Consider the following 12,719-nt stretch of genomic DNA (forward strand, 5'->3'; position numbering starts at 1 on the left):
CAAACAGACACCAAAAACTGGCATCAAAAAACACCACACCCACAAACGGGAAAACAGGGCATGGCAAAAAACAACAACAAACAAAAACCACCAAACACACTATTGAGTTCTCAAACAACACACCCGCACGGCCGCGCCACTAGTCCGCGGCTTTGTAGCCGCGTACTCGTAGTGCGGACGCTCAGGAACCCACCGAAGTGGGATTTCCCTCTGGGAGTCGCCGCGCTCTTCGGGCTTGGCCCGTGTCGCAGCGACGAGTCCATAAGTTACGTGAGGGAAAAGTAGGAGTCAAATGGCCTGATAGAACGGGTTTTTCAAATCGATACCCGTCGCGCGCACCGGGGTGCGTTGCTCCTACCGGGTGGTTCAACGCTTCCCCCCGCGTTATTGTTCCCGCCTCGCTCGAGCCCTCAAGCCACCCGTTCGATGCCGGCGATGTTGCGCTTACCGCGACGCAGCACCAGCCATCGCTCATGGAGGAAGTCGGTCGGCTGTGGAACCCATTCCTCGCTATCGACCCGGGCGTTGTTGACGTAGACGCCGCCTTCGGCGACGGTGCGCCTGGCCGCCCCCTTGCTCGGCGAGAGCCCACTGGCCACGAGCAGATCGACGATGGTATCGGGCCCGCCGGGCTTCAGCTGAGCTACGGCGGCCTCGCGCAGCGCGGCACCGAGTGTCGGCTCGTCCAGCTCTGCCAGTTCGGCCCGTCCGAAAAGGGCCTGGCTGGCATGCTCGACGGACTGCGTCGCGGCCTCGCCGTGCACCAACGTGGTGAGCTCGCGTGCGAGGCGTCGCTGTGCGGCACGTTCGTGGGCGCGCTCCGCGGTCGCCTGTTCCAGCTCGGTCAACTCGTCGGGCGATAGGAAGGTGAACCAACGCAGATAGCGGACGACATCGGCGTCGGCGGTGTTGATGAAGTACTGGTACCAGGCGTACGGGCTCGTCATGTCCGGGTCCAGCCACAGGCTGCCGCCTCCGGTCGACTTACCGAACTTCTTGCCTTCGGAGTCGGTCACCAACGGGGTGGTCAGGGCGTGGACCGTGGCTCCGTCCTTCTGACGAACCAGCCGGACGCCGGCGATGATGTTGCCCCACTGATCGGAGCCACCGATCTGCAGAGAACAGTGGTAGCGCCGGTGCAGCTCCACATAGTCGTTGGCCTGCACCAGCATGTAGCTGAACTCGGTATAGGAAATGCCCTCGCCCTCGAGGCGGCGCCGGACGGTGTCGCGGTCGAGCATGACGTTGACAGAGAAGTACTTGCCGACGTCGCGCAGGAACTCGATCGCCGACAGCGGGCCAGTCCACGACAAGTTGTTCTCGATGACGGCCCCGGTGTCGGTGTCGTCGAACTCGACGAAGCGCTCGAGTTGCCCGCGAATACGGTCCGCCCATTCCGCCACCGTGTCGGCCGTGTTCAGCGTGCGCTCTCCGGTATCGCGGGGGTCACCGATCATGCCGGTCGCGCCGCCTGCGAGAACGATGGGCCGATGGCCCGCCTGCTGGAAGCGGCGCAGTGTCAACAGCGGGATGAGATGGCCCGCATGCAGGCTTGGAGCGGTCGGGTCAAAGCCCGAGTAGACGGTGACCGGCCCGGCCCCAAGTGCTTCGGCCAGCGCGTCACGGTCGGTGGATTGCGCGATCAGCCCGCGCCACTCCAATTCGTCGAGGATCGACGTACCCATGCGTGCGATCTTTCCGTACTAGTCACTTCCTCCGGGAGCGGGTGCCCGTGGGCTCCGCCGATACGCCGACACCTCGGGCCGGCCTTCCAGCCAGAATCGCCAGGGACGGTCGGCGGCCTTGCTCACGCCGACGCGCGGCCCTTCGGCGGCCACATGCCGCTCCCCCAGCGTCAACTGGATCGGGCTGTCGGGGTCGAAGATGTCGATCCCGTTGTCTTCCATCGTGATTCCCAGTGCCGAGCACAGGTTGCCCGGCCCTCGGGCCAGCGCGGCGGGGCGGACCGACTCTCCGCGGCGGGCGTGCGCGGCGCTCAAACCCGCCTCGATGGCGGCGGCCCTGAGCAGCACGGCACCTGCCACGCCGTCGGTCGCGCACACGACGTTCGCGCAGACGTGGATGCCGTGGCTGCGATAGGTGTACAGCCGCCCCGGCGGGCCGAACATCACGCGATTGCGCGGCCCTGGTCCGCGGTACGAATGGGCGGCAGCGTCGGGCCACGGTCCGTCCGGTGGCCCGCCGTAGGCCTCGACCTCGACAATCATTGCGCTGACCCCCCGGCAGGTGAGGTCGGCGCCGAGCAGTCGATGGGCAGCGGTCAGCGGGTCGACCGACAACAGATCAGTGGCCACCGTCGACCGGGCCTTTTCGATTCATCGATGGCGATCCTACGGAGGCTCTTGACACGACAGCGCAGCGCGAGGATATTTCATCACATGATGACTTCATCGGCGGATGAATTATTCGACCGGCATGTCGCACCGGCCGTTGAGATCAAGAACCTGCGGGTCACCCGCGGTAATCGCCTGGCCGTCGATGACGTCAGCGTGGCGATCGCCCCCGGGACGATCACGGGCCTGCTGGGTCCGTCCGGCTGCGGGAAGACGACGCTGATGCGAAGCATCGTCGGTACCCAGATCGTCAGTTCCGGCACGGTGACGGTGCTCGGGAAACCGGCCGGCTCGGCCGGGCTACGTCACCGCGTCGGCTATGTCACCCAGAACCCCACCATCTACGACGACCTACGGGTCATCGACAACGTCCGCTACTTCGCATCGCTGTACGGCACCGGTGCCGACGCCGCCAACGATGCCATAACTGCCGTTGGGCTCAACGACCACCGAACAGCGTTGGGCGCCAACCTTTCCGGAGGCCAACGTACCCGGGCGTCTCTGGCGTGTGCGTTGGTCTCGCATCCCGATCTGCTGGTGCTCGACGAACCCACCGTGGGACTGGATCCCGTTCTACGCGTCGAGCTGTGGGCCCATTTTCAGCGCCTGGCCAGCCAAGGGACCACTCTCCTGGTCTCCAGCCATGTCATGGACGAGGCCGATCACTGCGGCGACCTCCTGCTCATGCGTGAAGGCCGAGTGCTCGCCCACACCACGCCCTCGAAACTACGAGAGGACACGAGATGTCAGTCACTGGAGGAAGCGTTTCTGTCCGTCATCAAGCACAGCACCGCAGCGAGCGCAGCCGGAGCCGGCTGAGCCCGCAGGCGTATCTGGCCACCACCGGTCGCATCCTGCGCCAACTCGCCACCGATCACCGAAGCGTCGCGATGATTCTCGTCGTGCCGAGCGTCGTCGTCGCCCTGATGTACTTCATGTTTCAGAACCTTCCGCACCCGCCCGGCGCACCGAGTCCGTTCAACACTGCGTGCCTGATCATGCTGGGGCTGTTCCCCCTTGTGGTGATGTTCCTCATCACGTCGATAACGATGCAGCGGGAACGGGTTTCGGGCACGTTGGAGCGGATCCTGACCACTCCCCTGCGTCGGCTCGACCTGCTGGCGGCGTACGGCACCGCGTTCTCGCTTGCAGCCGCAGCCCAGGCGACGATCGCGTGCGTCGTGTCCTACGCGTTTCTCGGCCTGCACACCGAAGGCAGCCCTGTGTGGGTCTTCACGATCGCGATCATCAACGCCATCCTCGGAGTCGGGCTGGGGTTGCTGTGTAGTGCTTTCGCGCGCACGGAGTTTCAGGCCGTGCAGTTCATGCCAGTAGTGATCGTCCCGCAGCTTCTGCTGTGCGGGATCATCGTGCCGCGGGCCATGCTGCCGGAGTGGCTGCAGTGGATCAGCAACGTGATGCCGGCAAGCTACGCTCTGGAGGCGCTGCAACAAGTCGGAGCATATGCGGAGCCGACGTTCACCGTCGTGCGCGACGTCGCGGTGGTCATCGGCTTCGCGAGCGTCTCCCTCTGCCTGGCGGCGGCCACTCTACGACGAAGGACACTGTGACCACGTTGACCACCAACGCCGAACGCAAGCGACCGGGGCGGCCGCCCGGGCCGTCCGATACCCGCGAACGGATCCTGAACAGTGCACGAGAGCTGTTCGCGCGCAACGGTATCGACAAGACGTCTATTCGCGCGATCGCCGCGGCGGCGGACGTCGACCCCGCGCTGGTACATCACTACTTCGGAACCAAAACCCAGCTGTTCGCCGCAGCGATCCACATTCCGATCGATCCCATGCAGGTCATCGGCCCGATACAGCAGGTCCCCGTCGAGGAGATCGGCCGCACGCTGCCGTCCCTTCTGCTGCCGCTGTGGGATTCGGAACTGGGTAAGGGTTTCATCGCGACACTGCGGTCGATCATCGCCGGCAACGACACCTCGTTGGTGCGGTCGTTCCTGCAGGAGGTGATCGCCAGAGAAGTCGGTTCGCGCGTCGACGATCCCCCGGGCAGCGGGCCGGTCCGTGTGCAGTTCGTCGCCTCGCAACTGGTGGGCGTGGTGATGGCCCGCTACATCCTCGAACTCGAGCCGTTCAAATCGCTGCCGGTGGAACAGATCGTCGACACCATTGCCCCGAACCTGCAGCGCTACCTCACCGGAGAGCTACCCGGCTTCACCTGACAGCGCGCTCCAGCATCCGCTGATGCTCGGCGTCGTCGGTGATGTCGATGGCCTCGTCGATCAGCAGCACCGGGATGCCGTCGTCGATGCGATACGCCCGGCGCAGCCGTGGGTTGTAGAGGAATTCGTCGCCGATGAGCAGCAAGGTGCCCCGGTCCTGCGGGCATACCAGGATGTCGAGCAGTTTCTCGTCGAGGGCCACGGCGATCAGCCGGCCGGGACGGGGACGGCGGGCGTGACGGGAATCCCGGCGATCGATCCGCCGCCGGCAGCGGCCTGCTGCGCGGCGCGCGCCTGCATCTTGCGCTGGTGGGTGATCGTTTCCTTGAGCGCTTCGACGAGCGGCGTCTGATTCGGCCGGTCCTCGAGGGCCTCCTTGAGCGCGGTGGCGTTCGCGTTGGACGGGCGGAAGCCCAGCTTGCGCAGCTTCACGGCGTCGTCGATCAGCACAGAGACCTGGCCGCCGCCGTCGCCCTGCCGGTACTCCTCGTGGATCATCTGCAGTACCTGGTCAGCGTTGACCTTCGGTGCTGTCTCTTCGGCCCTATTGCAGTCGTCGCCGGTGCACGGTCTCTTCGGGCTATCGGCTTGCGGCTCGGGCGCCTCGGTCTGAACGGTCGGCTCGGCGGGCTGCGCCAACGCCGTCGGACCCGCAACACCGGTGAGCACACCGACTGTCAACACGCCTCCGGCCATACCGCCGATGACGAGGCGGCGCCAGATGTCGCGTGGGCTACCGGTTCGCGATGTCATCAATCCTCCAGCTCGGTGGCGCGGTCGCCAGGCTGCCGACTTACCGCCAGCGGGAGCCTAACAGCGCTCGGCCTCGCCGGCAGGTCGTCATGACCGACCTTCGCTACTGGCCTTCGGCGATCTCGGAACGGACCGCCACGGTCAGCCGCTTGTACCGATTCGTATCGGGGTCGAGGTACCACGCGTTACGCGACGGCTTCGGAACGCCCTCCGCTTGCAGCGGGCTGACCAGCGGCCGGTATGACGCGCTGAGCGCCATTCCCGGCACCACGTGGACGATGTCGGGTGGTTCGCCGACGGCCAGGTTCGCGAGGGCCTCGGTAAGGTCGGCAGACGGAATGCTGCCGCCGGGCTGCAACTCCAACGCCGTGATGGCCAGCTGGCGTCCGTTGGCTTGCACCCCGTAGGTGACCGCGAGGTCGACCGCGCCGAGGCAGCCGACCGCATCGTTGACGGTCGATGAGTAGACGCAGCCACGGTCGGTCTGGATGACCAGTCCGCGGCTGTCGACAAGCCAGTAGTCGCCGTCGTCGTCGCGGCGGAACAGGTACTCCGTGGACACCCAGGTGTCGGCCGGGGCGAAAACGCCCCGCTTGATCGGGGCGGTCGGGTCGACCGGCCCGCGTGGACGGGCGAGCAGCACACCGACCTCGTTGGCCTCGGCACGGCGGACGAAGCCCTGTTCGTCCTCCAGAATCAGGTCCTCGGAGGGGTCGTAGGCCGCCAGCGCCAGTTCGCGTGCACCCGGCAGCGGGCGGCCCTTGCTGCCGATCTTCGCGCCGGACACGTTGGCCAGCACGGCTTGTCCGTCGGTGGTCGCGAAGAACTCGACGACGTGGGCGGGCTGGAAGATCTCGACCACACGCTTCCACAGTCCGGTCGGCATGCCCGAACCGATGAACAGCCGAACCGGGTGGCTGCCGTGCAGCGCGAACGACGGGTCGTCGATGACGTCGCGCAGCATCGCCCACGTGTAGCTGACGACCGTGACGCCGTACTGGCGAAGCTCGTTGAGGAACCGGTCCGGCCGCAGACTGCGCGACAGCGCGATCCGCGAGCCGCCGACGGTGGCGCCGCCGATCGCCACCAACAGGGCGGACTGGTGGTGTAGAGGCGTCAGGCAGTAAACGGTATCGCTGCGGCTGAGATTGGCCGCCGACGCGGTGCCGAACGCCGAGATCGCCCACCGAGCGTTGGTGATCTGACGAGCGACCAGGTCGCCGCTGATCGAGCTGAAACCGATGAAGGCGAGGTCGCGGGCCAGACCGGGGTTCGGCCGGTACCACCCGGGCAGGTCGACCGCTTCCGGATCGATCTTCTCCATGTCGATGACATCGCTGTCCTCGGGAACGTCGAGGTCGCGTGCCTCACCGCCGCCGAGCACCAGCACACGCATGTCGAGTCGCCGGGCGGCTTCGAGGTTGCTGGGGTCGGCGATGATGTCGGACACCGAGCCGAGCCGGGCAGCGGTGGGCAGATCGACATCCGGCGGCATGAGCACCGCCACCGCACCCAATCGCGAGAGCGCGGCGATCGCCACCAGCGCGCTGGGCCGGGTCTCCATCAGGACGCCGACGCGCGTGCCTTGGCGTACCCCGACCTCGATAAGGCCACGGACGACGTTGTTGATGCGCCGGTCCACGGCTTCGTAGGTGTGGACTCGGCCGTCGAACAGCAGGCAGTCACCGCGGGGGAAGTCGCGGGCCTGTTCGGACATGATGCGGCCGAACGAGATCCGGGTGTGCTCGTTGATCTGGCCGAGCCGGGCCAGGCGCGGCAGCGTGCGCGCCGTTTCGACGGCCAGGGCTCTGGCCGACTTGTTGGCGCTCACCACGGCATCGGCAGCCGAGCGGGCCAGGGTCCAAGCCATCTCGGTCGCCGCGGCGGTGCCGTGCGCCAGGCGTGAGCTGATCGAGACGCCGGTCTCGTTGGGTTCGGCTTGCTGCAGGGCCATCGCGTTGACGCCGTCGGGCCGCTCGCCGGTGCCGTCGAGCCACTTGACCCACTGCGCCACCGCCGGCCACGTCTGGCTTGATGCCTTCGATCCGACGACAAGCCCGAAATGGCCTGCGCGAATGAGGAATTCGTAGACATCGGCCTTCGGGGCGGCGCGCTTGATACCGCGCACCGAAGCCGGCTGGCCGATGTCGTCGACTTCACCCACCACGGCCAGCACCGGGCACTCGATATCCGACAGCGTGACCAGGTCACCGTGAATCGAGAAGCCGCCGCTCATCATCCGGTTGTGCGCGATGAACTGTTTCAGCAGCTCGGCAATGGCGGGGCCCGACCACGCGATCCAGCCCTCGGAGGCCAGGAACCGGCGTTGCTGCTCGCGGGGCAACAGGGCTTCGCGATCGTGTAGTTGACGCAGGAAGTCGAGGCGCGACTGGGCGGTCTTGATCGGGTCGAGCATCTGGAAGCCGGTGCGGGCGAGCCAGCCCGGGATGTCGATCCGGCTGAACACGTGGTCGGCCATGAAATCGGCGGCCGCGGGCGCGACGCTGGCGGGCAGGTTCATCGGTAGCGCGGCCAGGGTGTCGACCGGCGAGCCGAACGCGATGATGCTCGCCAGATCCTTCGACCTGCGGTAGGCGGCGACCTGGTAGGCGAACATTCCGCCCTGCGAGTAGCCGGCCAGGTGCACGTCGCGACCGGTGACCTCTTTGACGGTGTCGATGGCCTCGCTGAGCGCGACGACGTGGTCGGCCAGCGTGCGTTCCATACCGCCTTCGACCTTGTCGGGTGAGCCGAAGTCGATGACCCACGGGTCGATGCCCGCGTTGTGCAGGATGCCGACGGCGCCGTCGTCGCGGGTGACATCCCACATGTCGGCAGACATCATCATCGGATGCACCATCAGCACGGGTGGGCCGGGTTGCTTGGTTCCCGGCCTGGTATCCGGCGGGAAATAGCGCCGCAGCCGGTACATCGGCACGCTCTGGATGATCTGGAACGGCGAGGGCACGGCGCCGGTCTCCAGGCCGCCGTAGCGCAGCACTTCCAGCCCGTTCTGGGCGGTCGCCACCAGTCGTCCGACCGGCTTGGTTATCGCCGACAGATCCACGCCGCACGCTCCCCTTCTGGCCGCCACAGAACCCCCGATTCGGCCGACGTCATCATGGCACAGGGGCCCGGCCCGCAGGGCCGACCTATCATCGGCGGCTGATGGCGAACCTGATCAATGTCGAGCGCGCGACCGTCGGCTACGGCACCCGCACGCTTCTCGATGCGATCAGCCTGGGCATTGACGAGGGTGACGCGATCGGCGTCGTCGGGCGCAACGGCGACGGTAAGACCACGCTGCTGCAGATCTTGACGCTCACCCGCGAGCCGGATTCGGGTCGGGTGACCCACACTTCGGGGTTGTCGGTGGGCTATCTGCGGCAGAGTGACGACTTCGCTGCCGACGCCACCGTGCGCGACGTGATCGTCGGTGGCCGTCCCGATCACGTCTGGGCGGCCGAATCCGAGACCCGCGAGGTCGTCTCGCATTTGTTGGCCGACGTCTCCCTTGACAGTGCGGTCGGCCGGCTCTCCGGCGGCGAGCGGCGCCGGGTGGCGCTGGCCGCGGTGCTGATCGCCGGTCATGACGTCCTTGTGCTCGACGAGCCGACCAACCACCTCGACGTCGAGGTGATCGGATGGCTGGCCGCACACCTCAATCGGCGTCGGGCCAAGGCACTGGTGGTGGTGAGCCACGACCGCTGGTTCCTCGACGCGGTGTGCACAAGGACGTGGGAGGTGCATGCGGGCAGCGGAAAAGGGAAGGTGGACGGCTACGAAGGCGGTTACGCGGCCTACGTGCTCGCGCGGGCAGAGCGAATGCGGCTGGCGGCCGGCGCCGAGGCGCGCAGGCAGAACCTCATGCGCAAGGAGCTGGTGTGGCTGCGGCGCGGACCGCCGGCGCGGACGTCGAAACCGAAGTTCCGCATTCAGGCCGCCAACGAGTTGATAGCCAACGAGCCGCCGCCGCGGGACTCCCTGGTCCTGCAGCGGTTCGCCACCACCCGGCTGGGCAAGGACGTGTTCGACCTGCACCGGGTGCGGCTCGAGGTGGGGGACACCGTGGTGTTGGACCAGGTCGACTGGTCGATCGGCCCCGGTGCCCGGATCGGGCTGGTCGGCGTCAATGGCACCGGCAAGACGTCGGTGCTGCGACTGCTGGCAGGTGAGCTCGCGCCGGCGGCGGGCACGATCAAGCGGGGCGCGACGCTGCGGATCGGGCACCTCAGCCAGGCCATTGCCGAACTCGACGGCGCCGCTCGGGTGCTCGACGCGGTCGAGGACCGGCGAAGGATCACCCAACTGGCGGGTGGCGGCGAGATCAGCGCCGACACGCTGCTGCGGGACTTCGGGTTCACCGGCGACAAGCTGACGACGCGGGTGTCGGAGCTCTCAGGTGGTGAACGGCGCAGGCTGCAGTTTCTGCGGCTGTTGCTCGATGAACCGAACGTGCTGCTGCTCGACGAGCCCACCAACGACCTCGACATCGACACGTTGACCGTCATCGAGGATTACCTCGATGGCTGGCCCGGCACGCTGATCGCCGTCACCCACGATCGCTACTTCCTCGAACGGGTCTCCGATGTCACCTACGCCCTGACGGGAGGTGGCCGCTGCGAGCTGTTGCCGGGCGGAATCGAGCAGTACCTGGCGGACCGCGCCGCGGCCGCGTCACCAGCACCTGCATCGACGGCAAGTGCAGCGACGGCAGGTCCGCAAGGCGAAACGGCGTCGGCGCGGGAGCGACGCACCGGCAAGGAGATGGCGCGCATCGAGGGGCAGCTGGAAAAACTGGAGTCGCGCATCGCCGCACTGCACGAGTCCATGGCCGAGGCCGCCGCGGACCACGTCCGGTTGGGTGAACTCAACGTCGAGCTCCAAGAGCTGTTGAACCGCAAGGAATCTCTCGAAGAAGCGTGGCTGGCCGCCGCGGAGGGCTGACGCCGTAGTAGGAGGTCGAGATCTCGTTCCGCAGAGGGGCTGAGAACCTCGGCCTGGAAATCGAGGTCGACGACGGTCGTCTCGAGGTCAGCATCTGCAACGACGACGACTGATGCCGGGCGGCTAAGCGAGGACCCGGCGCAGGAACGCGATCTGATCCGCGATCACGCGCTGCCGGACGTCGTCGCGGTAGAAGTCGAAATGGGCGAGGTCGTAGCTCTTTAGCTCACCTCGGGGCGCGAGTTCGGCCAGTCGTGCCGCGTCGGCCTCTTGAGTTTCCTTGTCCCGCTTGCCGATGCACACCAACACGGGCGCACGCACGCGCGGTGCCTGGTCGTCGGGCTTGTACCGCATCATCGCGAACAGCGCTCGCGGTGCGACCTCGTTGCGCCACATCGCGCTCTGCATGCCCTCGATGGTCTGGTGCGCCTCGGAACTGGCAATGACCGCGAGCTCACCCGGATCGCCGATCGCTTTGATGTAAGCGGGCGATGCGCCCAGAGCGCCGCGGACGGTGTCGGTGGTCATCGCCCACAGCAGCCGCAGCGTGGCCGCCGTCGACCGGCCCTCAACCTTCTTCGGAAATCCGTTGAACGGGATCTGGGCGATCACGGCCGCGATCCGTGGGTCCCGTGCCGCCGCCGTGACCACATGGCCGCCACCGAGCGAGCTGCCCCACAGCACAATACGGTCGGGGTCGATACCGTTGCGGCCGCGCGCGAACGCGACCGCTGCGGCGATGTCGTCGAGTTGGCCGCCGATGTCGACCAGTTGCCTTGGCTCCCCTTTGCTTTCACCGAAGTTGCGATAGTCGAACGTAAGGGCCGCGTAACCGGAGTCGGCAAAACTCCGCGCGTTCGCCGTCAACGCCGGGGTGTCCTGTGTGCCGCCGAAGCCCTGACACAGCACCACGCACGGTCGGGGCTCGTCCTGGTCGCCGTTGTAGAGGTGGCCGACCAGAGTCGTCGCACCGGAGCTGAACTCGACGCGTTCGGTCATCTCCTCAACCGTAGCCGCAGCTGCTCAGCGGTCTCGTGCACGGTGCCGAGCTGCCGGGCGACCTGCGTCGGTGCGGTGCCGCCGCGGGCGTCGCGGGAGTCCACCGATCCCTCGACGGTGAGGATCTCACGCACCTGCGGGGTGAGTTCGGGATGGATCGTGGCGAGTTCGGCGTCTTCGAGTTCTTCCAGCCCGATCCCGCGCGTTTCGGCCGCGCGCACCGCGGCACCCGCAGCCTCATGCGCCACCCGGAACGGCACTCCCCTGCGCACAAGCCATTCGGCGACATCGGTGGCCAGGGTGTAGCCGAGCGGCGCGAGCTCGGTCATCCGATCGACGTCGAAGCGTAACGTCGCCACCAGCCCCGCCATGGCCGGCAGCAGGAGTTCGAGCTGCGCGACGGAGTCGAACACCGGTTCCTTATCCTCCTGCAGATCCCGGTTGTAGGCCAGCGGTTGCGCTTTGAGCGTCGCCAGCAGCCCGGTGAGGTTGCCGATCAACCGGCCGGACTTGCCGCGGGCGAGTTCGGCGATGTCGGGGTTTTTCTTCTGCGGCATGATGGAGCTACCGGTCGACCAGGCGTCGTGCAGGGTGACGTAGCCGAATTCGGTTGTGCTCCATAAGACGATGTCCTCGGCTAGCCGGGACAGGTCGACGCCGATCATCGAGAACACGAATGCCGCCTCCGCGGCGAAGTCGCGCGACGCGGTGGCATCGATCGAATTGTCGGCGGCGGTGTCGAAACCGAGATCCTCGGCGATCGCATCGGGATTCAAGCCCAGGGACGACCCGGCCAGCGCGCCGGACCCGTAGGGCGACACCGCCGCCCGTTTGTCGAAGTCGGCCAGTCGGTCGACGTCGCGCAGCAGCGGATGCGCATGCGCGAGCAGGTGATGCGCGAGGAGTACGGGTTGCGCGGATTGCAGATGCGTCTTGCCCGGCATGATCGCGGTCGGGTGAGCGGCTGCCTGGGTGGCCAACGCGTCGACGACCTGCAGAGCGCCGTCGGCGACGCGCCTGATCGCGTCGCGCAGCCACATCCGAAACAGCGTGGCCACCTGATCATTTCGCGACCGGCCCGCCCGCAACCGGCCACCGAGCTCCGCACCGACCCGATCGATCAGGCCGCGCTCGAGGGCGCCGTGCACGTCTTCGTCCGTCACCAGGGGTTCGAAGCTGCCGTCGGCGACGTCGACAGCCAGGCTGTCGAGGCCCGCGAGCAGCCCGTCGCGCTGATCGTCGGTCAGCAGCCCGGCGCCGTGCAGTACCTGCGCGTGCGCTTTGGATGCCCGGATGTCGTAGGGCGCGAGCACCCAGTCGAAGTGGGTCGACTTCGACAGGGACGCGAGCGCGTCGGACGGCCCGTCGGCGAACCGTCCGCCCCACAGCGAACCTTCGTTCGTGCTCATCTCAGGACCCTCGCTTCCCGCGAGTGACCGCGTTTGTACGCCCGAACCCGGCGTGTCGCCGTACAG

General features: G+C 67.0%; 11 protein-coding genes. 4 read left to right on the plus strand and 7 right to left on the minus strand.

Annotation, left to right across the window (positions count from 1 at the left end; all coding sequences use genetic code 11):
* Positions 1-410 precede the first annotated feature (410 nt).
* Both tyrS and AAHH99_RS20725 read right to left on the minus strand, forming a co-directional pair.
* Positions 411-1,685 (minus strand): tyrosine--tRNA ligase, encoded by a 1,275-nt coding sequence (tyrS, locus tag AAHH99_RS20720; RefSeq protein ID WP_418770381.1) that lies wholly within the window; start codon positions 1,683-1,685, stop codon positions 411-413.
* A gap of 18 nt (positions 1,686-1,703) precedes the next feature.
* The gene (locus AAHH99_RS20725; protein ID WP_418770382.1) at positions 1,704-2,315 is read right to left on the minus strand and encodes a DNA-3-methyladenine glycosylase; all 612 of its coding nucleotides are present in this window, start codon (positions 2,313-2,315) and stop codon (positions 1,704-1,706) included.
* 84 nt (positions 2,316-2,399) lie between these two features.
* On the opposite strand from AAHH99_RS20725, the gene AAHH99_RS20730 reads away from it, so the two are divergent.
* Genes AAHH99_RS20730 through AAHH99_RS20740 form a run of 3 tightly spaced genes read left to right on the plus strand, consistent with a single transcriptional unit; the run spans position 2,400 to position 4,545 of the window.
* Entirely contained in the window at positions 2,400-3,173 is a 774-nt protein-coding gene (locus tag AAHH99_RS20730) for an ABC transporter ATP-binding protein (RefSeq protein ID WP_418770383.1), read from the plus strand.
* Positions 3,098-3,925 (plus strand): ABC transporter permease, encoded by an 828-nt coding sequence (locus tag AAHH99_RS20735; RefSeq protein ID WP_418770384.1) that lies wholly within the window; start codon positions 3,098-3,100, stop codon positions 3,923-3,925. The genes AAHH99_RS20730 and AAHH99_RS20735 overlap by 76 nt, the downstream gene beginning before the upstream one ends.
* A gap of 5 nt (positions 3,926-3,930) precedes the next feature.
* Positions 3,931-4,545, plus strand: a complete 615-nt coding sequence (locus AAHH99_RS20740; RefSeq protein ID WP_418770717.1) for a TetR/AcrR family transcriptional regulator — start codon at positions 3,931-3,933, stop codon at positions 4,543-4,545.
* Here AAHH99_RS20740 and AAHH99_RS20745 read toward each other — a convergent pair.
* The 3 genes from AAHH99_RS20745 to AAHH99_RS20755 form a co-directional block, all read right to left on the minus strand.
* Positions 4,538-4,753 (minus strand): Trm112 family protein, encoded by a 216-nt coding sequence (locus AAHH99_RS20745; RefSeq protein WP_418770718.1) that lies wholly within the window; start codon positions 4,751-4,753, stop codon positions 4,538-4,540. The genes AAHH99_RS20740 and AAHH99_RS20745 overlap by 8 nt on opposite strands.
* The gene (locus tag AAHH99_RS20750; protein ID WP_418770385.1) at positions 4,753-5,298 is read right to left on the minus strand and encodes a hypothetical protein; all 546 of its coding nucleotides are present in this window, start codon (positions 5,296-5,298) and stop codon (positions 4,753-4,755) included. Before AAHH99_RS20750 ends, AAHH99_RS20745 begins: the two co-directional genes overlap by 1 nt.
* A 103-nt stretch (positions 5,299-5,401) precedes the next feature.
* Positions 5,402-8,365 carry an acyl-CoA synthetase gene (locus AAHH99_RS20755; RefSeq protein ID WP_418770386.1) on the minus strand — a complete coding sequence of 988 codons (2,964 nt, stop codon included), beginning with the start codon at positions 8,363-8,365 and terminating at the stop codon, positions 5,402-5,404.
* Positions 8,366-8,466: 101 nt separating this feature from the next.
* Between AAHH99_RS20755 and AAHH99_RS20760 the strand changes: the two genes are divergently transcribed.
* Positions 8,467-10,245 (plus strand): ABC-F family ATP-binding cassette domain-containing protein, encoded by a 1,779-nt coding sequence (locus tag AAHH99_RS20760; protein ID WP_418770387.1) that lies wholly within the window; start codon positions 8,467-8,469, stop codon positions 10,243-10,245.
* 123 nt (positions 10,246-10,368) lie between these two features.
* On the opposite strand, the gene AAHH99_RS20765 is transcribed toward AAHH99_RS20760, so the two are convergent.
* Positions 10,369-11,244: an alpha/beta hydrolase gene (locus AAHH99_RS20765; RefSeq protein ID WP_418770388.1), complete on the minus strand. Its 876-nt coding sequence runs from the start codon at positions 11,242-11,244 to the stop codon at positions 10,369-10,371.
* Positions 11,241-12,653: an argininosuccinate lyase gene (argH, locus tag AAHH99_RS20770; RefSeq protein ID WP_418770389.1), complete on the minus strand. Its 1,413-nt coding sequence runs from the start codon at positions 12,651-12,653 to the stop codon at positions 11,241-11,243. Before argH ends, AAHH99_RS20765 begins: the two co-directional genes overlap by 4 nt.
* Between the last annotated feature and the right edge of the window lie 66 nt (positions 12,654-12,719).

Origin of the sequence: Mycobacterium neumannii (assembly GCF_048452905.1) — a bacterium.
GTDB classification, from domain to species: Bacteria; Actinomycetota; Actinomycetes; order Mycobacteriales; family Mycobacteriaceae; genus Mycobacterium; species Mycobacterium neumannii_B.

Bases quoted from the DNA above. Each gene is read 5' to 3' on its own strand.
- tyrS (WP_418770381.1), bottom strand. From the start codon at position 1,685: ATGGGTACGTCGATCCTCGACGAATTGGAGTGGCGCGGGCTGATCGCG.
- AAHH99_RS20730 (WP_418770383.1), top strand. From the start codon at position 2,400: ATGATGACTTCATCGGCGGATGAATTATTCGACCGGCATGTCGCACCG.
- AAHH99_RS20735 (WP_418770384.1), top strand. From the start codon at position 3,098: ATGTCAGTCACTGGAGGAAGCGTTTCTGTCCGTCATCAAGCACAGCAC.
- AAHH99_RS20750 (WP_418770385.1), bottom strand. From the start codon at position 5,298: ATGACATCGCGAACCGGTAGCCCACGCGACATCTGGCGCCGCCTCGTC.
- AAHH99_RS20760 (WP_418770387.1), top strand. From the start codon at position 8,467: ATGGCGAACCTGATCAATGTCGAGCGCGCGACCGTCGGCTACGGCACC.
- AAHH99_RS20765 (WP_418770388.1), bottom strand. From the start codon at position 11,244: ATGACCGAACGCGTCGAGTTCAGCTCCGGTGCGACGACTCTGGTCGGC.
- argH (WP_418770389.1), bottom strand. From the start codon at position 12,653: ATGAGCACGAACGAAGGTTCGCTGTGGGGCGGACGGTTCGCCGACGGG.